Genomic DNA, 23,254 nt, shown 5'->3' on the forward strand with positions numbered 1-23,254 from the left:
AGGTGTTGAGGCGGCTGCCTCGCGCCATCGCCCTTGCACGCTACGTGGCCGGTTCTGAGGCCGCACGGAATGAACTGTCCACATCGGATGGTGCGCTAGACCATTGTCACCGCTATCACGCCACCCGCGCCGAGCCGCTGCGCGAGCTCGACCACTTCGAGCAGGCCCAGGCCGTCGAGCGCCGCGCGCTGGAACTAACCGCCCGCCCGATCAAGCAATCCCTGCTGCGGCAACCCATTCTCGACAGCTAGCTACCCTCTGCTGCTGGTTTGACGGCCGCGACCCGCTCCACCATGCCGGCCTTGAGCCGCTCCTGTCGTTGGATGATCAACCCGGCCTCCTCGACCAGCGGCAGCGGGCGACGGGTTTGGTAGTCGCCCAGCATCCGCACGGTCAACTTCTCCAGCAACCACTGTCCGAAATGGATCACCCGGTGGTGGCTGCCGACGTGGTCGAGCAGCAGCAGCGTCCCGTTGGGACGCAGGACCCGGTACATCTCGATGATCGCCGCCCGCTCGTCCGGGAAACCGCACAACCCGAGAGTGCACACCACGGTGTCGAACGAGGCGTCCGGGAACGGCAACGCCTGCGCGTCGCCCTCGCGCAGGTCGATCTCGCGGCCCAGTTCGGCTGCGCGAGTGTGGGCGAGCTTCAGCATGGCGGGGCTGAAGTCGATCCCGGTCAACCGGACCGCGTCCGGGTAGAACGCCAGGTTCAGGCCGGTTCCCACCGCCACGTCCAGCACCTCGCCGTGGGCCTGCGAGCACACCCACTCCCGGCCGCCACCGAACTGCACCCGCTCGAAGAACCCGATATCGCGGTCATACCGCGGCGCGTACTTGTCCCACTTCTCCCGCAACCGGTCAACGCTCATTGCCTTACCCATCGCCTTGTCCCTTCGTTGATACCAGTCCGTGGGTGAGCAGCCCGGCCAGCGTGGCGGCCACGACCTCCGGCGGCGGTAGCTCGCGATCATCTGGATCAACACGGGCGGGGTCCCAGTGCAGGTGCACCGCCCACAACACGCAGGTCTCCAAGATCGTCCGCGCCACAACAGGCGCTGGCCCCGGCAGACGCAGTGCTCGGCTGGCCGCACGGCGCGTCAGATAGTCGGTCAGCACGGCGACCTGTCCCGCCCGGCCAACCCCGAACCACACCTCGCCGAGATCCGGCAACTCCGGCGCACACCGGTCGACCAGCTTGATACTCACCCGATGCCGCGCCAGCCGCCGATACAGATCGATGACGATCTCGGTGAGTTCCTCGGCGACCGGCACCCGCCGAGGCCCGGCCAACGCCTTCACCAGCCGCAGCTCGGTCACCTCGCCGCGGAGCCGATCGGCCACCAGCGTCGCCACTTCGCCCGCCACCGGGGTCGGCACCGGCAACTCGGCCAACTCGGGTAGCGGTTCTACATCGTCGGCGTAGCGCACCGCGGCGGCCAGCAACGCGGACTTGCTCTCCACGTACCCGTACACGGTGCCCTTCGCCACCCCCAACCGGTCCGCGACATCCTGCATCTGCGTGCGTTGGAATCCCTGCGCGATGAACGTCTCGGCCGCGGCCGAGACCAGGCGCGGGAAGAACTCCGCCGACCGAACCCTGGGCATGCGGCAACGATAACTGACCGACCCAGTCAGTCAAAGCTCGAATCGATATCGGTCGAAGCTGCTTCGGCCTGGATAGATTGTCCAGTCGGATGGCGTGCTGTCATGCGGTCACCACTGCACTGGGAGTGCGGTCAGACCGCCGGTCAGCACGTCGCGCCGCATGGTCAATTCCTCCACGCCGACGGCCAGCCGCAACGTCGGGAACCGTGCAGCGAGTTGGGTGAACACCGCTTGTAGCTCGATGCGGGCCAGTGGCGCGCCGATGCAGTAGCGGGCGCCGTGCCCGAAGGTGAGGTGCGCGGCGGACGAGCGGGTGATGTCGACCTGGTCGGGGTCAGCGAAGACGGCCGGGTCGTGGTTGGCCGCGCCGTTGTCCAGCAGCACCAACTCGCCTGCCTGGATGATCACGCCGTCGATCTCCAGGTTGGTCCGGGCGTAGCGGGGAATCCCACCGCCACCCTTGCCTGGTGCCCGCAGCATCTCCTCGACCGCGTTCGGAACCAGGGTCGGGTCGTTCACCAGGTTCTGCCACTGGTCGGGGTTGGCCAGTAACGCCAGTGCACCCAGAGCGATCTGGACCACCGTGGTTTCGTGTCCGGCGAACAGCAACGCCATGGACATGCCAGCGGCCTCGACGTCGGAGACACCTTCGGTCGCGCACAGTCGGGAGATGACGTCGTCGCCGGGATCGGTCCGCTTGCGGGCGACCAGCTTCTGGCCGTACGCGAACAGCTCGCCCAATCCCTGTTCCGAGCGGGCGCGATCGCGGATGTTGGCGGCGTCGTTGGTCCAGGCGCGGAACTGGTCACGGTCCTCGTAGGGCACGCCGAGCAGTTCGCAGATCACCAGGATCGGCAGCGGCACCGCCACCGCGGCGTGCAGGTCCGCGGGAGGCCCCTGCTCGGCCAACTCGTCCGACAACCGTGCGGTCAGGGCCTCGACCCTGGGGCGCAGGGCACGTAGGTGCTTGGGCGAGAAGTGGGGCTGCAGCAGCGACCGCATCCGGGCGTGGTCGCTCTTCTCGGTGACGAAGTTGCCCAGCGGTCCGCCGAACAACGCCGACTCCCCGGTTCGCGCCGCGGTCTCCGGTGCCGGATGGGCGCGTCCCAGCCGGTCGTCGTCCAGCAGCCGCCGTACCTGCGCATGACCGGTGACCAGCCATGCCTCATCACCCGTCGCGGTGCGAACCCGGTGAACCGGACCCTGGGACTGCAACTCCCGCAGTTGGGGCGCGACCCGCAACGGATCTACCTGCTCGAACGGCAACTGAACCGGGGCGCTCATCGCGACCTCCATCATTACACACCACTTGTACAAGCCGACTTCAACAACGTACTTATATAGTCTGCCTTTAACAAGAGGAGGTTGATGCGATGGCAGCCGCCCGACAATCCACGCAGCCCGCGTCGGAAAGTCAGTCCGAGCGTGTCCGGCGCATGCCCCGCGCACAGCGGCGCGAGCAACTCCTCGACGCGGCCACCCGCGCGTTCGCCCGCACCGGGTTCACCGCCACTGGCCTCGACGACATCGCAGCGGAGGCCGGTGTCACGCACGTGATCCTCTACCGACACTTCGCGTCGAAGAACGACCTGTACCGGGCGGTGCTGGACCGCGCCTGCACCCGGCTCGGGACCGCCGTCGGGATTGAGAACTACGACGAGGGCAGCATTCCCGCGCTGCTGCGTGCCGCCGTGGCCGACCCGGACGGGTTCCGGCTGCTGTTCCGCCATGCGGTCAGGGAGCCGGAGTTCCGCGACGTGATCGACCGGATCCGGTTGGCCTCGACCGAGATCGCCCACCGCCACCTCGCCGACGCGATCCCGGACGGCTCCTGGCAGGACTGGGCAGCCCGACTGATCCCCACCCTCACCCTCGAAGCTGTCATCGTCTGGCTCGACACCGGCCAACCCGATCCCGACGACGCCGCCAACCGCATCGAGTACGCCATCCACGGCGTGATCCAAGCCGCTCAGACCGGTTATGCACGAACGAGCGACGCCGACCAGAGAACGGTCAACACGGACAACTGTTAGTCCGGAGAAAGAGTTTGTACTCCGAGCACACCGCGACCAGCCGTGCGCTCGCCGCGGTCTCTGCTCCGACGCCGATGACGTGCTTGCCGAACTCCCGCAGCTTGGAAACGAGCGGAGAGAAGTCTGAATCACCGCTGACCAGCACGAACGCTTCGACAGACGGATGGATGATCAGCGTCTCCATCGCGTCGACGGTCATGCGGATGTCGGCGCCGTTCTTGCGCGACGGACCGTGCCCGATCTGGACAAGGTCGACGCCATCGCGTTCGAGCGCCTGCTGGTAGCGGCCGAAGCGCTGGTCGGCCCAGTCCGCATAGGCGCGACGGATCGTGGTCGAGCCGTATGCGCGACACAGCCACGTGAGTGCCTTCGCCGGTACCGGCTCGGCTCGGTCCGGCAGGCTCGCGCTCGCGCCGAGCACCAGGTTCTCGAAGTCGATCAGGAGCGCGACTTGCTCACCTCGGGAGCCGATCTCCCGGCTCCACGGACTCCGGCGGGCTTCGGCCGCGCGCACCATCCGCACCGCCTCGCTCTCGGCGAGCTCGGCGGACTCGTCGGTCGTCACGACGGCCGCCCGGCGCCGGGCGTGGTCCATGAGATCGGTCTTGTCGTCGCGCTGAGCGGAAGTTCGGCGGTGTCGTCCACGGCGGTCATCCTGCCGGGTCTTGCTCTGTCGGGTCGTTGATCATCCGCTGGATGAACAGGTTGTCCCCGATGGTGTGAGGCATCCAACCGACGAGCGAGACCGTTCTGATCTCATGGAGGCATGGTCAGCGCGGTGGTGTTCGACGTGGGTGAAACTCTGCTGGACGATTCACGCGAGTGGCGTGCGTGGGCTGACTGGGTGGGGGTATCGCCGCATACATTCTCGACCGTGCTCGGCGCTGTTACGTCGGCGGGCCGAGACAACGCCGAGACGTTCGAGTATTTCCGCCCTGGCTTTGACCTGGCTCGTGAGCGCCAGTTGCGGGAGGAGGCCGGGTGCGGGGAACAGATCGACGAGAGCGATCTGTACCCGGACGTGCGGCCGAGCCTGGCGGCTCTCCGCGCTGGAGGCTTGTGGGTGGGCGTCGCTGGCAATCAGACTCCGCGGGCCGCCCAGCTGTTGCGGGCATTGGGCCTGCCCGTGGACTACGTCGGTACGTCGGGCGAGTGGGGCGTGGCGAAGCCGGATCCCGCCTTCTTCGAGCGGGTGGTCGACGTCGCGCCCGGTCGGGCTGATCAGATCGTGTACGTCGGTGATCACCGTGACAACGACGTTCTGCCTGCGAAGGCGGCTGGTCTTCGTGTCGCGTTGATCCGGCGTGGCCCGTGGGGATATCTCTGGGCCGACGACCCCGTGGTCAGGGAGAACGCCGATTGGGTGATCGACTCGCTCGCGGAGCTGCCCGCCCTTCTTCTTGATCGGTAGCCCAATAGTCGTCAACGTGCGCGAGCCCAGGTAGCCAGCTCCAACAGGCGGTCGTCGGGGGAGCCGTGGGTGCGCAGCAGCGCCGACAGCGTCTGCCGAACCTGGGGATGTTCGCGGACGTGTTGCGGGGCAACCCGGCGGGCGGCTTCCAGACCGAGGTAGGCGTCTTGGTGGTGGCCGAGGCGAAGCTGGGCGCGGGCCAGGTCGATGTAGTAGTGCGAGCGCCGTTCGGCGGGGAGACGGTCGGGTGGGTGCCAGGCTGCCGCCCGCTCCACCGCCGCCGGGCTGTCGCCCAGTTCGACGGCGACGGCGAGTTCGTGGATGCGGACCGACGCCGGTCCGAAGGCCGTGCCGAAGTAGACGCCTTCAGGCACCTGGCGGGCGGCTCGATGAGCCTCACCGAGGTGATCCCACGCGGCGTCGGGCTTGCCAGCGCGGCCGGCGACGACGGCGGCTCGCATGTGCAAGGCGCCGTAGGCCGCGGCGGAGGACGCCGAAGCGCCGAGGTCAGCCGACAGATCGTCCGCGGCGGCCATCAACAGCCGCGAGGCCGACGTCAGGTCGCCTGTGGCGAAGAAGGTCTCGGTGCGCACGTAGGCGACAGCGGCCACCAGCAGCGGGTCCTCGGCCGCCAGGGCGGACACGCGCATCAGGTCGATGATGCGGGCGGACAGGTCGAGGTAGCCGAACTTGTAAGCCACGCCATCGGCCGCTCGGAATGCGAGGGTCAGCAGCGTGGCGGCGTCGCGCACCCAGTGACCGCCATCGGCGTGTGTCCGTGCAAGCTCGGAGATCAGGTTGGGCAGACGCCACGCCATCTCGACATAGCGTGCTTGCAGACGGTGCTCGATCATTCCTGCGACCTCGGCCGCGAGTTCGGCGAAGGACCGCGTCGGTCCGTCCTCGGGCAGATCGATGCTGTCGAGCGCCCGCCGCAGCCGTGGGATGGCGGCGTGCACCGCGTCATCACCGGAGAACGTGTCGACCAACTTTGACCGGCCGAGCTCACGGTCAGCGTGAGGCAGGAATGAAGGACCGGGTGTGAAGAATGGCTCGTGGTTGGGGCTTTCGAGCGCGACCGATGTGTTCGAGCGCCGTTTCGTTCGCCGGAGTAGGTCGTCGAGATGATCTAGGCTGATATTCAACGCTGTGGCAAGGTCGGGACGTTGCCACGGTTGGGGAGATTGGACACCGCGTTCCCAGCGGCCGACGGTGGTTCGGTCCACGCCCAGCTTGTCGGCGAAGGTCTCTTGCGTGTAGCCAGCGGCGTGGCGGCAGTCGGCCAACGGGCTTGACGGTTGGGTTGCCATCTCCTCACCCCCTGGTGTGCCGTTGTCACGCTACCCGGCGCGGTTGGTGCAGCTCACGAGGGTCAACGCCGCATCAGCGCCTCATCGTCGCCCCACGTGCGCTCTGGTAGCCGACCGTAGCGGGCGATCTACTGGCGTTCGACAACACCGACACGGCAGCGGAACTGGGGAGCCACGATTCCTGCCCGTTCATATTCGGCAACTGTTCTCCCGGAAATGACTCACTCCTTGGCAACGTCGCGCAACAAGAACGTCGTGGTGAAAGCGGGATCACCATGAGCAGCACCAGGACGTACCGCAAAGACCAATCCCGTAGGGCGGCCCCTGCGCGCCTCGCTGTCGATGTAGCCGGAGCACATCAGTGACCGACCCTGGGCACCGCAACGACCTCGGCGTGAGCTACGACGACCTCGACGCCGACAACGCGCGGCTGTACCGGCTGCTGGCCGTGCACCCCGGCGCCGAGTTCACCGCCGCCCCGCTCGCCGCAGCCCTCGCCCTGCCGGTCGCCCAGGTCGAAAACGGGCTGGCCCGGCTGGCGGATGCCCACCTCGTCACCGCGGTGGCCGCCGCCCGCTACCGTCAGCACGACTTGCCGCGCGAGCACGCCCAGGTACTGGCCGAGCAACATGACGACGCGAATGTGCGCCGGGCCGCGCTGCGCAGCATGATCGAGTGGTATCTGCGACGCACCGCCGCCGCCGACATCGCGATCAACCCCCGCTCCCGGCGGTTCAGCCCGGTGTACGAACAGTTGGACACCGAGCCGTTCGCCAGCGTCGAACATGCTCTGAACTGGTTCACCCTCGAACGGCCGAACGTGCTTGCCTCCCAATATCTCGCCGGACAGCAGGGCTGGGACGGGCTGGTGTTCCAGCTCGCCGAGGTCGTCTGGAATCCATTGCGCCCCAGCTACTTCGCCGATGACCTAGTCCAGACGCAACAACTTGGCATCGTCTCCGCCCAGCGCTGTAAGCACATCCTCGAAGCGGTCTTCCTCGCCCGGCTGGGGTTCGGCGAATCCAACCGCTCCCACCACGACGCGGCGATCACTGCCTGCACCACGGCGATCGAGCGAGCAACAGCATTCGGCGACAGCTGGGTACAAGCGGCAGCCCTGTCCACCCGCGCTCGCGCTTTCACCGCCGCCGGGCAACCACGTACCGCGCTGCAGGATCTCGGCAGCGCGCTGCTCCTCGACGAGCAACGCGGCGACCGCCGCAGCATCGCCTTGCGGCATCGGCGAATCGGCCAGGCATACGCCCACCCCGAGATCGCCGATTTCCCCCAAGCCACCTGGCACCTGCGTGAAGCCGCCGAATTGATGGAGGCCCTGGGCGATGAGTCGGGCCACGCCCGAGTGATCACTTACCTTGCCGAGGTCCACGTTGCGGCCCGACAGTCGGACGCCGCCTTGTTCACCCTGCGCCGGATCGAGAACGCCTTGGCGTCCTGTGGATCGTCGCGCTACCGAGGTCACGCCTCCACCGTCATGGGTCGGGCGCACGCCCAGCTCGGCAACGTCGCGGAGGCGGAGCACTGCTACAGCAACGCACTGGGTCTCTTTGCCGACGCGGGACCGGGTGCGGCAACCGATCGCGAAGCAGTGCTGAAGCTCCGCGAGGAACTCGGAGACCCGGTGACGCGAAAGTCGCAGGTGGACACCAGCAACGTCGAAAACGAGAACATGGAAGGAAACACGAAATAGCGATGACCCCAATTCTGGCAATCCTGTACGTCGGCGCGGCCGTGGGCATCGGCGCAGTTGTCTGGGGCCACACTCGCGGCACCTGGTCTGCCGGAAAGCTCAGCTCCCACGTGGCCCGATGCGTGCTGCTGACGGTCGTTGCCGGGGCAGTGTGGCCAGCGGCCGTGCTCGTCGCCGTGGCCTATCAATTCCCGGCGGACCGCGCCGTCGACCGCCTCGTCTTCGGCCGCACCACGAACGGAAATGCCTGACTTGGAAGGCCGCTGATCATGTCACAAATAACGAAGGTCAAGAAGGGGAAGCGGATCACCGGTCCCGCACGGACTCGGATGGGCGCAGACCTGAAGAAGAAGTACGACAAGGGTGCCAGCATCCGCACCCTGGCCAGGCTGACCGGCCGCTCGTACGGCTTCATACACCGGATCCTGTCCGAGTCCGGCGTTCAACTGCGTGCACGTGGCGGCGGACCCCACCGCCAGCCCGGCCAAACCACTCGGACAGCTCGGTCAAGTCGGCAGATCGGAGCCGGGTAGATGCCGAGAGGAACGCTGCGTGGCTACCGCTGGGGCCACACCACGGTGGAGCCCGATCGCTACACCGGACCTGTCGCCCGAGTGACCGCTCGGTTCGCGTGTACGCGTGGGCACGAGTTCACCGTGCATTTCGCATCGGACGCGGAGCTGCCGGCGAGCTGGACTTGTCGGCTGCATGGCGTCGAGGGCTGCGCTCGACTCGGCGCCACCGCCACCGCCACCGCAGCGGGCAAGGGTAAAGGCAAGTCCCCGCGGACACATCTGACGATGCTGTACGAACGACGCAGCGTGGCCGAGCTGGAGATTCTCCTCGCCGACACGCTCGCGGCGATCCGCCGACGAGGAGGCGCGCAGCCGGGCTGCGTGCAATTCGGGGACAGGACGTACTCGTTCCGCTACGACGGCTGACCGTTCTCGCCCAACCGGGTTACCTTTCGGTCCTGACCGGGTGAACACGTGCCGCGCGACGCCGCTGACGTCGTGCCGCTTTCCCTGGTCAGCGCGGTCGACGCCCCATCCGCGCCTCATCGACGCCGCACCCACGCTCTGGATAGCGATGATCACCCGTCGTTGACTTATCCGGACTGCGGCGGAAGGCACACTCCTTCCCCCTCGGCCTTCCGCCGCAGGCCACCCCAGTCCTCGTTGATGAGTACGCGCGTGCGGGAACGCGCTCGTGGTGAAAGGATCTGGCGCTCACGATGCACGGCTCGGCGACAACCGATCACGCCACCGCCTACCTGGCGAACCTCGTGACGGACGATCACGCGCCGACAGCCCACCAGATCACCATCGAGCACACCTTTGAAACCGCGCACCGCCTGCCACACCTTGGGGGCAAGTGCACCAGCCTGCACGGACATTCCTGGCGGGTCGCAGTGCCGGTGATCGCCCCAACCCTGAGCGACGATGTCACCGTCGTGGAGTTCGGTGCCCTCAAAGCCGGAGTCCGGCAGTGGATCGACACCTACCTCGATCACGGCACCATGCTCGGTATCCACGACCCGCTCGCTGTGCACCTTGCCGTAGCGAAGTGCAAGGTCTTCCGCTTCGGCGCTGATCGCTATACGACAGTCGAGGATGCGGAACTGCTGGCTGCCGACTTGGCCTGGCCAACCGTCGAAGCTGTCGCGGTGTTGCTACGACGCGTGAGTCAGGCTGTTCTCGCCACGCTGCCCTGCGCTCCCGATGCCCGCGTCGGCCGGGTGTTCGTGCGCGAAACCCACCTCAATGCCGCGACCTACGGGCCGGTGGACGCACTGTGAAGCCGCCGTTGGTGTCCGATGTGGACCGTGACCTGGTGGTCAACGAGACCTTCGGTCCGACCTTCCAAGGCGAGGGACCGAGTACCGGTCGCTACGCCCACTTCATCCGGCTGTTCGGCTGTCACCTGTCGTGCGATTGGTCCGATAGTCCGGAAACCCACGACCCCAACCGCTATGACCTCAACGCCGAACAGCAGATCCTCTCGATCGAGGACATCCTGTCCTGGCTCGCTGCCGGTCCCGCCGACCTGCTAGTGATCACCGGTGGCGAACCGTTGCTGCAGCCGCACGTTCTGGGGCGGTTGGTATGTGCGATCCGGCAGCGTGCGCTCGCCGCCGACATCGAGATCGAGACGTCCGGCACCATTGCGCCCACGGACATGATCACGTCGGCGGTGACACGGTTCAACGTCTCGCCGAAGCTCGCGCATTCGGGGCTGCGCCGTCATCAACGCATCCGCCCCGCCGTTCTGCGCGACCTCGCCGACAGCGGGAAGGCCATCTGGAAGTTCGTCGTCCAAGAGATTGACGACCTCGACGAGATCCAGGAACTCGTTGGTACTTACGGCCTTCACCCCGTGTGGGTCATGCCAGAAGGCACGGACAGCGCCACCGTCCTGGCACGGATGCGGATGTTGGCCGACCCGGTGCTGGCACGCCGCTGGCACCTGTCGACCCGGCTCCACACGCTGCTGTGGGAGAACGACCGTGGCCGCTGACCTCATCACCGCGGAGTACGCCGGCCACCTTGCGCCGGGACATCGCTCGTCAACTCAGACATCTCCCAACGACAGGCGGTCCACGATGAGCGAACCCAACACCCCGGCCCCCGGTCCCCGCGTCGGGGTCTACGCCCTCATCGGGCAGAACGACCGCCTGCTCCTCATTGGATATCCCGGCCACGATGCACTCCCCGGCGGCCCGGTTCGCGCCGGAGAACCCGTCGAGCAAGCGCTCCGTAGAAGCCTGCTCGACCAGCTCGGCGCGACCATCGCCGAGCTGGACTTCTGCGTCGCTGTCGAGCACGGCCCCAGCGAGGCCGGCGAGCCGTCTGCCTCCGAAGTGGCCTTCCTGTTCGACGTGACGCTCACCAACCCTGACCTCCTTAACGACGCGGCACAGCCACATCGGTGGGCCGACGAACACGACCTCTCCGCCCTCCACCCTCAAGCGGTCCGGGATGAGTTGATCGCGGGCACGCTGTCGGCCGAACGCCCGTGGCGGGCGTGGACGCCATGAGTAGCGCGTTCCTGAGCAGGCCCTGCGGCCCCGACGCTTGCCTCGTGGTCGCGGTGAGCGCGTCATGACCCCAGAACAGGCAGCCGCGCTGACCGAGTTTCCCGAGCTGCAGCGGCTCATCGACCTTCGCGATGCGGGCTGGATGTTCCTTCCCACCGTCGTCGACGGCGAACTCGTCCAGGTGCACGGCGTGCGGACCTGGCCGGAAGGGTGGGCGGACGCCCTGCGTGTCCGTTACACCACCGACGCCGCTGGGCTCCGCAACGACCACACCGGCGGTATCACCTGGCAAAGAGAAGGCACGCTCACCGAGATCATCGACGGCCTCATCGCCTTGCCCGCACCCAGCAACCGGCTCGCGCCCCGGCTCGTCATTGCCCGCGGCCCGCTGCCGCGGAGCGCATGACCCCCGAACTTCGCCGTGAGCACCGTCCAGGTGGCTCTCCGGCGCGAAGCCCTCATCAGCAGAACCCAAGGAACGCCCGTCGATGCCCTTCCCCAATCTTGATCACGCTCTCAAGGCCGCGCAACGCGCGATCGATCTCGCCGTCCACCATGCCCTGAACCATCAACCGACCCACATCACCACCAAAGGTGACCGCGATGTCGTGACCAACGTCGACCTGGCCGTCGAAAACCTCATCCGGCACCGACTGAGCGACTGGGATCCCGCCGTCGGTTTCGTGGGTGAGGAAAACGGATCCTCCGGTGACGAGAACACCTACTGGGTCCTCGACCCGATCGATGGCACTATCAACTTCTCCCACGGCAGCCCGCTGTGCGCGATCGCTCTCGGCCTCGTCCAAGACGACCAACCACTGCTCGGCGTCACGGCCGTCCCGTTCCTGGGGCACCGCTACTGGGCCGTCAAAGGCGAAGGCGCCTACCGAGACGGCGACCCTATCGCCGTCTCCACGACCACCAGCCTCGACAACGCACTCATCGGGATGTGCGACTACGGCAGCGGCCCCGACGCCAGCACCCGCGACCGGCTCTGCAACGACCTCGACCAACGTTTGACTGGCCAAGCTCAGGGAGTGCGCCGTCTGGGCACTACCGCACTCGAACTGGTCTGGGTCGCCGACGGCACCCTTGACGCCAGCATCCTGTTCGGCAACCGCACCTGGGACACCGCCTCCGGAGCGATCATCGCGCGCGAAGCCGGAGCTCTTGTCCTCGATGCCGACGGCAGCCCCCATACGACCCGCTCCCACTGCACGCTGGCCACCACTCCTGCACTCGCGGATGTACTCGTGCCGATGATGGACATCGCCCGCGACACGAACTACTGGCCCCGACCGGCGGGCACCCAGTGAACGCAGCGCGAGCCCTGCTGCCCGAGCACACCGATCCGGAGCACGCGACGATGGACCACCACACCATCCCGCACGACCTGCTGGCCGAGCTGCGCGTGCTGCACAGAGAACGGCCCGACGCTCTGGGCGCGGACCTGCCGGAGCACGGACTGACTCAGCTCACCGGTGGCCGCAACAACCGGGTCTACCGCTGGAGCAGCCCTCGCGGCCCGGTGTGCCTCAAGCTCTACCGCACCGACAAACGCGACCGCGCCCGATGCGAATGGACAGCCCTGCGGCACCTCGCTGACCACGGCGTCACCGTCGCGTGCACGGCGTTGTGGCACGACCCGCATCCCGAACTGCCCGCCGTCGGTTTGAGGCTCGTGCCCGGACGGCCCATCACCGCGCTGGACACGCCACATGCCGCTCTTCAGGCGATGGTGACCGCCCTCGGCCAGATCCGCCAGGTTCCGCTCGGGCCGTTCGCCAGCCTGGGCCGACTGGACTCGGCGAGCGACTTCATCCGACGCATCACCACTACGTGGCCCGAACAACTCCACGAGTACCCCGACGAACCGCTCAGCCGCGACATGAGCAGGATGATCGCGAGATGGCACGACCGCGGCGACGCCACCGTGCTCGCGGAACCGGCGCCGCGTGTGCTTTCCCACGGGGACGGCAACCTCGACAACTGGCACTGGCACGACTTCATCAGCACCATCTACGCCCTGGACTGGGAGTTCGCCGGGCACTCCGACGCCGCCTATGACGCGGCGGAACTCATCGAGCATCCCAGCGCACGAGCGGTCGAGGACGACCTGTGGCTCGCGCTCCTTCCCGAACTCGGGGTCGACGACGGCCAGGCGCGCCGCCGTTTCGCCGCCGCGCGCCGCACCGCCGCCCTCCGCTGGCTGGCCGTCCGCTGGAAACGACGCGACACCAACGTATCCGCCTTCGAGCAGCAGTTGCATCGCACCCGAAGCCTGATCGCAGGCGACCACGAATAGCCCACCATTCCAGCCCACACAGAGGTGTCCTGATGACGAGGAAAACACAAGCTGTCTTGAGCGCACTCCTTGCCGAGCCGGACAAAGAACTGTACGGCCTGGAGATTTACGAACGAACGGGGCTAATGCCCGGAACGACCTACCCGATCCTCGTCCGCTTGCAGCACGCCGGGTTGGTGCGCTCTCGCTGGGAAGACGCTGATCCAACCGACCCCCGCCGGCCACGCCGCCGCTACTACCAGCTCGCGGACCTCGGCATCGGCGCTGCACCAACGATGGCGGTCGAGGCGACCGGCCCGCTGGTACTCCTACGCCGCTGGCTGACCTGGACGCCACAGCCCGCTGTCCAGGTCGCCACGTCGGGCACGTCCGCGAGGTAGTCCACATGCACCTGCCTCAGATCGATCCCCAAGCAGTAGCTCTCGGCGACGCGCTCGCCACCGCATTGGAACAAGCGGCGAAAGGCGGAGAAATCGAGCCGGTAATCCGCGCCGCAGACAAGATCATCGCGGCCGGTCTCTATTTCGGTACGCAAGGCGAACTGGTGTCCATGATGTTGTTCCGCCTGGAACTGGCCAGTGGCGTGCGACCGCCCAGCCCCTACTACGACCTGAGCGTGCGCCTGGTCGAGGAAGCGGTGTGCACGGCCGGTGAGATGAAGGCCGCCGTGTGCGGCACCCTGCTGATGCGCGGGCAGGAACAGGGATGGCTCGAGCCCCACCTCTACGACATGCTGGCCAGCGCCGCGCACGGCCGCCCGGACTGGCAGTTGGCAATGTCGTTGATCGAACGGCAGGACCGTGGTTCCGCCCACACGCCGCGCCCGGCGGAGAACTAACGCCGGCGATGGCGGTCGCGTGGATTGTGGGTGGCTACACGCTTGGTGCACTACTCGCCGCGCTGCTGGCGTTCTTGGCCATCGCGCAGGTACGAGCATGGCGAGCCAATCGGCAAGTCTACTTGCGACCACCGGACCTCTCGCCCGCACAAGTCCGATGGGCGAATGAAAAACGGCTCAGCGACGATCCCGAAGCGACGCTGATCATCCCCGCCGATCACCCGGACTACATCAGACCCGTGAACTGGCAAGCGTTGCGGGTACGAGGCAGACCCTGGCCGTTTCGCACAGGAGGAGGTCCGGGCGGCTTGCACACGCCCCATGCCGCCCGCAGTATCGGTCGCCGTTTCCGCCCGCCACACGGATAGCCCGCAGGTCAAAGCACTCGTCGCCGCATTGGCGCCTCACGCCCGCCGCATCGGCGCTCTGGAGCCTCATGCGCATGAACGTTTCACTGCCTTGACAGCAAGTTGATCTGACGCGACTGACAGCGGGGCGGCGACGCCCGGAGGGCGTTGCCGCAACCATGACATTTCCCAACGATGAGGCCGGTATTCACCCGTTCCGATGGGTGAGGCACCGGAAATGATCTCGTGGCCGCCGACGCCATACATGGCGCGCGCGTTCGCCGCCATGCCGACACCGGAGCCCCGCTCATCCGCGATCCTCCGGAGGAGTATGTCGGGCAACACCGGTTCATTCTCGGCGATGACAACCCGACCATGCCACCAGAATTCCTGTTCCCACTTAAGGACGACTTACCCAGCGCGGCCACCGCGTACCTACCGCGCGTTGGGAGGCTCGACGCCGAGCCAGCATACGAAGCCCGCGACGGCGATCTCGCTATCGAGAGAGCCGCGGCGACTCGGGCGATTCGGCACAGCAGCGAGCCAAATCTCGCGTTCCTCCAGCGGGTCCTGGATGGCCTACAGCGGATGTGAGCCCGCGCCAGCCATCGCTGGCCAGCCCCACGAGTACGTGATGGCGCCATTCACAAAGAGGCTGGGCGGTCGACCTCTCAGGCAGCTGCTATCGGCGGAACCCGCGATAGCGGTCGCGCGGCGGGACGTTGCCGAACTCCTCGAACCACCCCTCGGCCTCGTCCCGTGCGAGCGGCATCCGGTGGCTGAGCAGACCTTCGTAGTCCTTGTCCTGGAACAGGACGTCCTGCAGGGTGTCCCAGTCGTAGTCAGATCGCGAGGCCGGGAGATCAGACTCCAGGTCTGCGACGAGTTCGTGTTCGTCGTGGTAGAGCCGCTCGGCATCCTGGATTGCCAGGTCGAGGGCGATCTCCTCGGCCGTGCACGTCGGTGTGGGATACCGCCCGACCTGGAGATCCGAGCTGAGGTCGTCGAAGGTGCGGGCGTAGCGGCGCAGGAACCAGTCGTCCTGATCAGTGACACAGGGCAGCACCGCACCCAACGGGCCGGGCGCTCCGTCGCGGCTCATCCTCGTCCGATAGACGTAGTCGTATGCCTCGTCGGCGAGGATGGCCAGCGCGTGACCGAGCACTGCGGCCGTGCGCGGCGTCAGCGTCGCTGGGAGGCAGATCTCGCACCCGCCGTCCGCGCATTCTGGGCATTCGACGCAATCGTTGCGACACGTCCCGCAGATCTCGCACCGGCCGGGGCAGTTGGTCGTCGGGAACAGCAGAAAGCCGCCGTCGCCGGCCGTCGGGAGTTGCCGGGCCACACGTGAGGCCGCCGGATCCTCGGTGGCAGTGGCCAGGATAGGCAGCAACGCGGAGATCGTCTTCCGTGTCGAGGCGGATGCGCCTCCCAGCACCGCCTCCAAGTGCCGCTCGGCGGTGACCTGGTGCAGCAGGACGCCGTTGAGCGCCGACGCCAGCACGGTGGCCGACGGGGCATCGGGCAAGCTGACCAGGGCCTCGGCTTCGGGACCGTCACCGCCGTCGACTATGGCCAATACCCCGTGGGCGTCCGGCGCGTGCTGGGGCACGAACGCCAGATACGACTTCGTGGCGGCGGACATCGAACTCCTCGGGGTTGTTCCAGGACCAAACGGTATGACCAGGTCCCTTCTCGCGGAACCATTGACAACGCGCGTGTCACGCTACGGCCGACCACTGGCAACGGCTCGCCCCGGTGGATACGACCGCGGGGGCGTGGGCTCCCGATTTCGGACGAGGTCGCTGCTACTGCCCGCCGCCACTCGGCAGCAAGCGAATTCTTTGAGTTCACGCTGTCGCCGCCATGGCCAGGCAGACTTGCCGGTCTCACACGAACGCCGGGAACGCGTCAGGGCCTGCTACGCCCACACCTTCCACTCCTCGGTGAATGACTGCCACGGATGCCGTCCGGAATCGTTGCGGTCCATCAACTGCGCGGCGCCTTCAGCCCACATCGGAAGGTCTGCCATCTCGAGTAGTAGTCGCCGCTGCATCTCAGCCCAGCGCAGCTCGATCGTTCGAGTGCCGCGGTGGGCGCGGAGCACGACCTCGTCTGGCCGGACGGTTTCCTGATCGCGAGGGAGTACCCACTCCGCGGCGAGACCGACATCGTCCAGCGCGGCCAGCAGCGGTTCGCTGGACATCGTGACGAAGTACATGGCGTAGTCGGTGATCAGCCGCGCGCACAACGCGGGCGACAGCGGATAGATCGACCATGGAGGCATCGTTGGCGAGCGCGCCACGAGGTCATCGCTGCGCGCGTAGACCAGGTGCCCGACATCCAGGATGCGAGCCCGTTTGACGGTCTGAAGGTGTTCGACGGCCGTCCGGTCGATGAGTTCACGTTCCGACCACAGTTCGTAGCCGCGCACGATGTCGGTCGCCACCAGTGCCCGGCCGCCGGGAACCTTCATCCCTTGGACACCACGGTCGTGGGCGAGGTCGAAGGCTGTACTCAGCAGGTCGAGGTGGGTCTTGTATGCGATGTCGAGCGGCACCAGTCGGCCGGGCAGATCACCGGGCAACGGTCCACCGGATCGGATCGCTTCCTCGGCCATCCGCTGGCGCCGTAGTTGCCGCGACACGGTGCGGTTGGGATCGGATTTGATCTCGTGCAGGTACGCCTCGTAGTCGTTGCCGATCTCCTTGAAGGAGGTGGCGTCGCCGATGGTCAGGCACGAGGTGAGGTCGTGAAGCAGGACGAACCGACGCTCGTCGTGCCACCAGTCAGTCACGAACTCGCGTTCGGCGGCCAAGCCCTTCTTGCCGACCATCGGGCCGGGATGTTGGTTCCGAGAGAGGGCGATGATGACTCGCCGGTCGTAGCTGAATACTCGCCAGGCCAGACCATCAGCGACCGACCGCAGTTGACGGTCGACCCGCTCACAAACATCCGCCTCCAGATCCCAGGTCTCGGGGCTGGTCGCCGAGTCGGTAGACCTCAACTCGGGGGCGTCGGCCGGCACAGCCTTGCCCTGCCGGAGCAGCTTCGCGACGCGCCGACACCCTGCCCGATGTTCCTGGACCTCAAGCACTCGCGCGAGCAGGTCCTGCTGGAAGTCGTAGAAGTCCTCGGCACTCCGACATTGCCGCAACGCGGTGATCAGCCGCACGAGGGCGCCGACCCCGTCCTGGTGAATCGGGTGGCGGAAGATCTGGTTCGTTCGCTCGAGCGGCATGTCGTTTAGCAGCGGCATCAACGGAGCCTCCCACGACATCGCCGGGCGCCAGGCCGATCAGCCGGGCCAACCGCTCACCAGATCGAACGAGACGTCTCTGAACAGGGAGAATGGCTGCGCCACACGCTGTCATCCCGGTCGGCGATCCAGCGGCTCGGTAATGCCGCACCGGTCGGCAGCGATGGAGTTGACGGGTGGGCCAGCCTTTCCCCCTCGATGCTGGCCCACCCATGGTCTGGCTCGTCTGCCTACCCTGACCAGCGGGTTCGACGCGATAAGTCGATCTTCGTCAGGGGGCGAGGTGAACGGGACCTCGTCGAGTTCCGCCACGGAGCAACAACTAAGGCGAGCAAGGCGTAGCGCCGCTGGAGGAAGCGCGACGCTCCCGCGACGAGTGGATGACCACACCGCTGGCGTGAGCTGCGCATAGTGAGGGCCGAGGCTCTCCGGACAGTCGAGCTACGCCGAACAGGCGCTTGGTCAGGAGCAGCAGGGTCAATCCGCCCCTTCGAGGCGCTCAGCGCCCGAGATCGCCAACAAGCTCGCGGGACAGGCCGGGGTTGTGGCGACCGAAACCGCCCGATTCATCCGCCCGGCCGCCCCTTGGGGAGGTGTCCCATGGATGTCCCATTTGGCGTCGAATTCCATCACGGAAAACGGAAAACGTCAGGCGGCAAGGCTGCGCAGTGACGTAAGTATGTCGGAGGGCGCCTCTACCATGGACATATGGCGCAATGCACAGCACCGTCCCGAGGCCACCGCACCGCGAGCGGGGCTGCGAACTGCCCAGCGTGCAGCAGCCGGGGAAGGTCGTCCTACCGCTCGGCCTACTCCTACACGTCGCCCCGGCCGTCCTACGGCGGTGGCGGCGGGTCGAGCTACGGCAGCTCGTCGGGCGGTAGCGCAGGCTCCCGTCGGACCAGGACCGGCAGGTCGGTGTCGTACACGCCGACGGAGTGGCGCACCGTCGAGCCTTTCACCGAGAAGGCCAGTGAGCAGGCTCAGGCGCACCCGGAACGCCGCGACCTCTTCTTGTGCCACGCTTGGCCTGACCGAGAAGGCAGCGCGAAGGAGCTGCACGCCCACCTGAAGTCGAACGGTGCGTCGGTGTGGTTCAGCGAGGAAGACCTGCCCCTCGGCTCGCTCATGATCCGCGAGATCGACAAGGGACTACGGAACTCCCGCGTTGGCATCGTGCTGGTCACGCCTGCGCTGCTCAAGAGCATCAACGACGAGGGCGTAGCGGAGAAGGAACTCGCCGTGTTGCTCTCCACCCGGCGCGTCATTCCCGTCTTACACGGGGTGGGCTTCAACGACCTCAACGACGTCAGCCCGATGTTGGCCTCGCACGCTGGGCTGAGCACCACGGAGTCGTCGCTCGACGTTGTCGCAGCCAAAGTCGCTGCCGCTGCCGCTGCGCTCGCGGACTGAGGTCAGCCGAGCCTGCACGAGCAGGCGAGCCCGTTGCCGCGAGAAGCGCTGACCCTCGCCGACCTGCAGACGGTGGATAGGGCGGTGCTGCGGTTGGAGAAGGAGGCGCGGGTCCGCAAGAAGGCGCGTGCGGTGCTGAACACCGCGCTGCGGGCGCGGGCGATCCCTGGACGGTGGGCAGACGCTGTTCAGTGTCCATCGGACAATCACTCGCGGGTGTGGTCCGAGGTCGGGTCGTTCGACGACCTGGTGCAACTCGGCCGGCAAGCCGACGGCGACGTCGTCCGTTCGCAAACCGCGTGCTCCGGGATCCTCCGCAGCGACGCGCCGCTGGCTGGGCAGCTCCAGTCGACGCCCGCCATGGCCGCGAAGCTGCTCGTCGTTCTCACCGACGACCGCGTAACCCTTCTGACCAGGACGTTTCACACTCCGGCCTCGAGAACGGTTTGAGACAGAAGTGCCGCTCGGCAAGCTCGCGCCCCGGTGCTGCGAGAAGACGCGCCATCGAAGTGGCGACCTCGTCCACGGCGGCTGGCGAAGGCAACCTGTACCTCGCTGAACAGGGCTTTCATGTCAGGAAGTCGCGCTCTGCCGAGCCGCGGGAGACGGTAAGGCGATGTCGGCGGCACAGCAAGGCGACTACCAGGTCATTCACAGAGCTCCGGTGTACGCACAGTGGCGTGAGCTGGCACAACAGCGACCATGGTCCTCCTTTGTGGACGTACGGGACACGGCGAGCAGGGACTATGGATTGCGGACGTCCCGTGCGGATGGCCTCTGATCAGCAGTTCCGGACAGTTTTGACCTCCGAGAAAGGGGCTGCACTTCATCTCGCGGCTGCTCCGGCACCGCGAAGGGCCGATGGTGTCCGGTTTATCCGGAATTCTTCGTCAAACCTGTTTGTGCTGGTCAGAGGCTACTGTCGGCGCGGCCGATGCCGACGGCACGGCCTCTGACCTGGAATGACGCGTTCCGGCGATGCGTGCCCGAGGCGTCGCGACGGAGACGTCCCTGATCAGCGGAAACGGCCGCGACCGGTGCCGGAACGAGTGTTTCCGCAGGTAAGGAGGGGTTTGAGCAATCCCGGCCCCGATGGGCGAGATCCACTCAAAATCGGTGGCGCAACTCACATCCGAGAGGGGTCCTGCCCGGACAGCGCGCGTTGCCCATCTCCCGCCACGGTCCTCCATGATGGAAAAGCCCCGGCGAGAGCGGTGGCAGGCCACCACCAGCGTTGCTCTCGCACCCGGCACGTCGACAGCCCTCAACCGCTGACACCCAACTGGAGTGACCACCTGATGTCCGCATTCTCGCTTTCGGTGCCGATGCCGCCTCGCACCACGTGTGGTGCCGCACCCCGCGCTCAGATCATCACCCTCGGCGTCCTGGCCGTCTTCGTCGTCGTGATGGTGGTGCTGGGCCAACCGCTCACCGTCGCTGCCGGTGTCGCGGGATGGCTGGTCACGGTGACGGCCCCGGCCCCGGCCACGAGGCGGAACAAGCGACGGAACGAGATCTGATGTGACGACGATGAGCATCCCTCCCACACAGGGCAAGTCGGCCAACGGAAGCAGCGCGGAGTGGCGCCTCGACGCGGAGCTGCTGCGATCGACCTTGGCGCGGCTACGCGAGCGGCCCGTCTCCGGTGCGATCTGGCCGCCGACGCTCCTGGCCTTTGAAACGGGCCTGCCGATCACCGAGGTGGAACTCGCCCTCGATCCTGGCCGCCAACGCGACCGTGCCGCGAAGCCGGAACTCGCTGCCTGGTCGGTCTACGAGCAACTTCTGTACCTGTTGCAGCCTGGTGATCACGACCGCGAGGTCTGCCAGGCAGCACATGAACGGCTCGCTCAGCATTTGTGGCAGCGCGTCTCTCCGCCGCGCGACATCGCCGCCATCGTCAGCGAGGCGGACTTCATGGCCGCCATGGCGGCGCTGACCGCGAAGGCAGATATGAGCCTGCGGGCGATCGCGGCGGCGATGTGGGACCTTGACCGCAAGCACACTTGGAGCAAATCCGGGCTCGAGCCGTACGTCGCGGGGAAGAAGCTGCCGCCGCTGGACAAGAAGGAGCACCTGCGCACCTTGCTGTTGGTGTTGTGTGATCGGGCTGGGCGGCCCGTCGAAGATGTCGAGCACTACCTCTGGGCGTGGGACTCGTTCCGACCTCGTCCTCGGTTCGGCCGCCCGCAGCTCGTGACCCTGCCGGCTGCTTCGCGGGACCAGGAGCAGAACCCGCTTCGCATTTCGGCTCGACGAGTACCCCGCACGATCCAGCTGACCATGTCCGCCGCGACGATCGGAGTCATTGCTCTGATCGTGCTCGTCGTCATCGTCGGGGTGGCGCTCTTGATCTAAGATCGGGCCGGTGACCAGGCACAACAGAGTACGGAGGCAGAGGGTGCGGTCCCTGCCCAGCACCGATGACGGCACACCCGGTCACCGCAGTCGGTGAACCTCCTGCCGACGATCCGGAGGCGGGGACGGTTTCGATGAACCGCCTGGTCTTGATCTTGAGGCCACAGCTCCAGGAAGGCGAAAATGCCCAGCCGCGGACCATTGGATGCCGACACGCTGCTCAGCGGCGACGAGACCGAAGCGCTCCTCGCCCTTCTTTCCGACATCTCACAGGGCCACGGTGGCGACCCCGGTGTTCGCGACGCGGCGAGCGCAGCGTGGTCGCTTCTGGGCAACCGCTCGGCAGCCCAAGGCGGATACGCACAAGCTCGTGACGACAGCTACTACGCCCAACTTCTGGGGAGAATGCAAAACCGGGACCGGCCCTGGCGTTCCACGCGGTAACCACCGCAGCCGGATCCGGCTTCTGAGCGGGGTCCGGCCCGTTCGCCCATCGTTGCGGGCGGCCGTGCTGGCGGTCAGTTGCCACGTGGCACCCGCCGCGCGCCGGTCGGGTTGTCCACGTTCGGGTACACCCGTCCGACGCGGCTGCCGCCGACCGGAAGAACGGCTACGGCCGGGCCGCGACGCCGAGGGAGGCGACGGCGCGGCAACTGACTCACCCACTCAAAGATCGGGGCCGCCCGTGGGAGTCGCGGGTCGGGACACCGCGCTCCCGCAGCTTGGTCAAGACAGTGGTGTGGTCGACGTTCAGGTGTTCGCCGACCCGTGCCAGAGACCAGCCAAGCTTGTAAAGGTGGATGGCGTCATCGACTTCGTCAGGGGACAGTCCCCGTCGGCGCATCTGCACACCGTTCCGGTGGAGTATGTTGCTGACCGTTCGCCGATCAATGCCGAACAGGGCACCTAGCTCGTAGGTCGTGGCACCGTCCAGATAGCCCTGGATCAGCGCTTGGGTCTGGACAGTATCGAGTTGCCGTGCCCGACCTGGCTTAGGCCGGTCGACGGGCTGCGGAGCGGGCGCGGACGGGTCGGGGAGCTTCTGGAGCAGGTTCTCCAGGGCTTCTACCTGGGGTTTTGTGTTGTAGTAAGTTCCCCCAAGGTCCACCTAAAGGGTTCTAGTCGCTCCGGCCTGCGGTTTTAACGGTCAGTATTGTTGATCTTAATGCGAGCTTCGGTAAGTCTGCAGGTCAGAAACGGTTTCGATGGGTTCTAGTCACGCTTAGGTGTCCGGGTTTCGTGACTGTGAGCTACCGGCGTGCTCAGGGTTTGCTCAGGCGGTCTGGCGGCCTGGAAGCGTCCCTCTGCTGATTCCGTCTGGTCGATCTCAGTTTCGTTGGTGCGGATGTCGGGGTTCCGGGCGATGTCGATGAGGACTTTGGCGATCTTGGTGGCGTTTGGTGAGTTGCGTCGTTCGTCGCGCACGGTCAAGGAGAATGAGTCGGATCGGCATACCCGGCGTTTTTGCTGTTTCTTTGCACCCATGATCCATCTTGGACCGCTGAAGGCACGTCGCTGCGGTCGTGATTCCCTTCGTTGTCCTGAAGCGGGTTCGGACGCGTCCCTGGCTCGTCGAGGCCTTCCGGACGACGCGTGTAGGAACCCTCATCCTCGGGAGACCTCGA

The 23,254-nt window shown here is 66.7% G+C and carries 29 protein-coding genes and 1 pseudogene; 20 read left to right on the forward strand and 10 right to left on the reverse strand.

Translation table 11 applies throughout. The features are described from left to right. The first annotated feature begins 2 nt into the window (after positions 1–2). Positions 3–251 carry a hypothetical protein gene (locus BM199_RS21810; protein ID WP_091675167.1) on the forward strand — a complete coding sequence of 83 codons (249 nt, stop codon included), beginning with the start codon at positions 3–5 and terminating at the stop codon, positions 249–251. Here the strand turns inward: BM199_RS21810 and BM199_RS21815 are convergent. The 3 genes from BM199_RS21815 to BM199_RS21825 all read right to left on the reverse strand — a co-directional run bounded on the left by BM199_RS21815 (position 248) and on the right by BM199_RS21825 (position 2,894). Next, a complete protein-coding gene (locus BM199_RS21815) occupies positions 248–886 on the reverse strand; it encodes a class I SAM-dependent methyltransferase (protein ID WP_091675168.1) in 639 nt (212 codons plus the stop codon). The two genes, BM199_RS21810 and BM199_RS21815, sit on opposite strands and share 4 nt — an antisense overlap. Next, positions 879–1,610: a TetR/AcrR family transcriptional regulator gene (locus BM199_RS21820; RefSeq protein ID WP_091675169.1), complete on the reverse strand. Its 732-nt coding sequence runs from the start codon at positions 1,608–1,610 to the stop codon at positions 879–881. Before BM199_RS21820 ends, BM199_RS21815 begins: the two co-directional genes overlap by 8 nt. A gap of 108 nt (positions 1,611–1,718) precedes the next feature. Then, a complete protein-coding gene (locus tag BM199_RS21825) occupies positions 1,719–2,894 on the reverse strand; it encodes a cytochrome P450 (protein ID WP_091675324.1) in 1,176 nt (391 codons plus the stop codon). An 89-nt stretch (positions 2,895–2,983) separates the two neighbouring features. On the opposite strand from BM199_RS21825, the gene BM199_RS21830 reads away from it, so the two are divergent. Beyond that, positions 2,984–3,643 carry a TetR/AcrR family transcriptional regulator gene (locus tag BM199_RS21830; protein ID WP_091675170.1) on the forward strand — a complete coding sequence of 220 codons (660 nt, stop codon included), beginning with the start codon at positions 2,984–2,986 and terminating at the stop codon, positions 3,641–3,643. On the opposite strand, the gene BM199_RS21835 is transcribed toward BM199_RS21830, so the two are convergent. Further along, positions 3,624–4,238, reverse strand: coding sequence for an NYN domain-containing protein (locus BM199_RS21835; protein WP_218160399.1), 615 nt, complete (start codon positions 4,236–4,238; stop codon positions 3,624–3,626). The genes BM199_RS21830 and BM199_RS21835 overlap by 20 nt on opposite strands. A 171-nt stretch (positions 4,239–4,409) precedes the next feature. On the opposite strand from BM199_RS21835, the gene BM199_RS21840 reads away from it, so the two are divergent. Then, positions 4,410–5,054 carry an HAD family hydrolase gene (locus BM199_RS21840; protein ID WP_091675171.1) on the forward strand — a complete coding sequence of 215 codons (645 nt, stop codon included), beginning with the start codon at positions 4,410–4,412 and terminating at the stop codon, positions 5,052–5,054. Between the two features lie 11 nt (positions 5,055–5,065). Here the strand turns inward: BM199_RS21840 and BM199_RS21845 are convergent, their stop codons facing one another. Together BM199_RS21845 and BM199_RS34620 are read right to left on the reverse strand one after the other, a co-directional pair. Then, a complete protein-coding gene (locus tag BM199_RS21845) occupies positions 5,066–6,043 on the reverse strand; it encodes a hypothetical protein (RefSeq protein ID WP_245788562.1) in 978 nt (325 codons plus the stop codon). 135 nt (positions 6,044–6,178) lie between these two features. Next, positions 6,179–6,364: pseudogene (locus BM199_RS34620) on the reverse strand (helix-turn-helix transcriptional regulator); the annotation flags it as partial. Between the two features lie 361 nt (positions 6,365–6,725). Here BM199_RS34620 and BM199_RS21850 point away from each other — a divergent pair. The 13 genes from BM199_RS21850 to BM199_RS21910 all read left to right on the forward strand — a co-directional run bounded on the left by BM199_RS21850 (position 6,726) and on the right by BM199_RS21910 (position 15,193). Beyond that, complete coding sequence (locus BM199_RS21850) at positions 6,726–8,072, forward strand: hypothetical protein (RefSeq protein ID WP_091675173.1); 1,347 nt, start codon at positions 6,726–6,728, stop codon at positions 8,070–8,072. Between the two features lie 2 nt (positions 8,073–8,074). Then, the gene (locus BM199_RS21855) at positions 8,075–8,323 is read left to right on the forward strand and encodes a hypothetical protein (RefSeq protein ID WP_091675174.1); all 249 of its coding nucleotides are present in this window, start codon (positions 8,075–8,077) and stop codon (positions 8,321–8,323) included. 27 nt (positions 8,324–8,350) lie between these two features. Continuing rightward, positions 8,351–8,605, forward strand: a complete 255-nt coding sequence (locus tag BM199_RS34625) for a helix-turn-helix domain-containing protein (RefSeq protein ID WP_233520192.1) — start codon at positions 8,351–8,353, stop codon at positions 8,603–8,605. Further along, on the forward strand, positions 8,606–9,013 hold the full coding sequence (locus tag BM199_RS21865) for an RNA polymerase-binding protein RbpA (RefSeq protein ID WP_091675176.1): 408 nt from the start codon (positions 8,606–8,608) through the stop codon (positions 9,011–9,013). Between the two features lie 293 nt (positions 9,014–9,306). Continuing rightward, positions 9,307–9,870, forward strand: coding sequence for a 6-pyruvoyl trahydropterin synthase family protein (locus BM199_RS21870; RefSeq protein WP_091675177.1), 564 nt, complete (start codon positions 9,307–9,309; stop codon positions 9,868–9,870). Further along, the gene (locus BM199_RS21875; protein WP_091675178.1) at positions 9,867–10,589 is read left to right on the forward strand and encodes a 7-carboxy-7-deazaguanine synthase QueE; all 723 of its coding nucleotides are present in this window, start codon (positions 9,867–9,869) and stop codon (positions 10,587–10,589) included. The genes BM199_RS21870 and BM199_RS21875 overlap by 4 nt, the downstream gene beginning before the upstream one ends. A gap of 85 nt (positions 10,590–10,674) precedes the next feature. Further along, a complete protein-coding gene (locus BM199_RS21880) occupies positions 10,675–11,109 on the forward strand; it encodes an NUDIX domain-containing protein (RefSeq protein WP_091675326.1) in 435 nt (144 codons plus the stop codon). 64 nt (positions 11,110–11,173) lie between these two features. Then, positions 11,174–11,515 carry a hypothetical protein gene (locus tag BM199_RS21885; protein WP_091675179.1) on the forward strand — a complete coding sequence of 114 codons (342 nt, stop codon included), beginning with the start codon at positions 11,174–11,176 and terminating at the stop codon, positions 11,513–11,515. 82 nt (positions 11,516–11,597) lie between these two features. Continuing rightward, entirely contained in the window at positions 11,598–12,425 is an 828-nt protein-coding gene (locus BM199_RS21890) for an inositol monophosphatase family protein (protein ID WP_091675180.1), read from the forward strand. Beyond that, on the forward strand, positions 12,422–13,414 hold the full coding sequence (locus BM199_RS21895; protein ID WP_113642918.1) for an aminoglycoside phosphotransferase family protein: 993 nt from the start codon (positions 12,422–12,424) through the stop codon (positions 13,412–13,414). The genes BM199_RS21890 and BM199_RS21895 overlap by 4 nt, the downstream gene beginning before the upstream one ends. A 32-nt stretch (positions 13,415–13,446) precedes the next feature. Then, on the forward strand, positions 13,447–13,794 hold the full coding sequence (locus BM199_RS21900; RefSeq protein WP_091675181.1) for a helix-turn-helix transcriptional regulator: 348 nt from the start codon (positions 13,447–13,449) through the stop codon (positions 13,792–13,794). Between the two features lie 5 nt (positions 13,795–13,799). After that, positions 13,800–14,252, forward strand: a complete 453-nt coding sequence (locus BM199_RS21905) for a hypothetical protein (protein ID WP_091675182.1) — start codon at positions 13,800–13,802, stop codon at positions 14,250–14,252. A gap of 593 nt (positions 14,253–14,845) precedes the next feature. After that, positions 14,846–15,193, forward strand: coding sequence for a hypothetical protein (locus tag BM199_RS21910; RefSeq protein ID WP_091675183.1), 348 nt, complete (start codon positions 14,846–14,848; stop codon positions 15,191–15,193). 88 nt (positions 15,194–15,281) lie between these two features. On the opposite strand, the gene BM199_RS34630 is transcribed toward BM199_RS21910, so the two are convergent. Together BM199_RS34630 and BM199_RS21920 are read right to left on the reverse strand one after the other, a co-directional pair. Beyond that, entirely contained in the window at positions 15,282–16,244 is a 963-nt protein-coding gene (locus BM199_RS34630) for a hypothetical protein (protein ID WP_233520188.1), read from the reverse strand. A gap of 276 nt (positions 16,245–16,520) precedes the next feature. Next, a complete protein-coding gene (locus tag BM199_RS21920; protein ID WP_143101885.1) occupies positions 16,521–17,858 on the reverse strand; it encodes a hypothetical protein in 1,338 nt (445 codons plus the stop codon). Between the two features lie 708 nt (positions 17,859–18,566). Between BM199_RS21920 and BM199_RS21925 the strand changes: the two genes are divergently transcribed. The 4 genes from BM199_RS21925 (at position 18,567) to BM199_RS21940 (ending at position 21,629) form a co-directional block, all read left to right on the forward strand. Continuing rightward, positions 18,567–19,271, forward strand: coding sequence for a toll/interleukin-1 receptor domain-containing protein (locus BM199_RS21925; RefSeq protein ID WP_245788532.1), 705 nt, complete (start codon positions 18,567–18,569; stop codon positions 19,269–19,271). Between the two features lie 33 nt (positions 19,272–19,304). Continuing rightward, positions 19,305–19,721 carry a hypothetical protein gene (locus tag BM199_RS21930; RefSeq protein WP_091675186.1) on the forward strand — a complete coding sequence of 139 codons (417 nt, stop codon included), beginning with the start codon at positions 19,305–19,307 and terminating at the stop codon, positions 19,719–19,721. An 848-nt stretch (positions 19,722–20,569) separates the two neighbouring features. Beyond that, positions 20,570–20,791, forward strand: a complete 222-nt coding sequence (locus tag BM199_RS21935; RefSeq protein ID WP_091675187.1) for a hypothetical protein — start codon at positions 20,570–20,572, stop codon at positions 20,789–20,791. Between the two features lie 10 nt (positions 20,792–20,801). Beyond that, entirely contained in the window at positions 20,802–21,629 is an 828-nt protein-coding gene (locus tag BM199_RS21940; RefSeq protein ID WP_143101886.1) for a hypothetical protein, read from the forward strand. Positions 21,630–22,287: 658 nt separating this feature from the next. Here the strand turns inward: BM199_RS21940 and BM199_RS21950 are convergent. Both BM199_RS21950 and BM199_RS33390 read right to left on the reverse strand, forming a co-directional pair. Further along, entirely contained in the window at positions 22,288–22,737 is a 450-nt protein-coding gene (locus BM199_RS21950) for a helix-turn-helix domain-containing protein (protein WP_091675190.1), read from the reverse strand. Positions 22,738–22,841: 104 nt separating this feature from the next. After that, positions 22,842–23,114, reverse strand: a complete 273-nt coding sequence (locus tag BM199_RS33390) for a hypothetical protein (RefSeq protein ID WP_143101887.1) — start codon at positions 23,112–23,114, stop codon at positions 22,842–22,844. Between the last annotated feature and the right edge of the window lie 140 nt (positions 23,115–23,254).

The organism is Amycolatopsis marina (assembly GCF_900111885.1).
In the GTDB taxonomy this organism is placed as follows: Bacteria; Actinomycetota; Actinomycetes; order Mycobacteriales; family Pseudonocardiaceae; genus Amycolatopsis; species Amycolatopsis marina.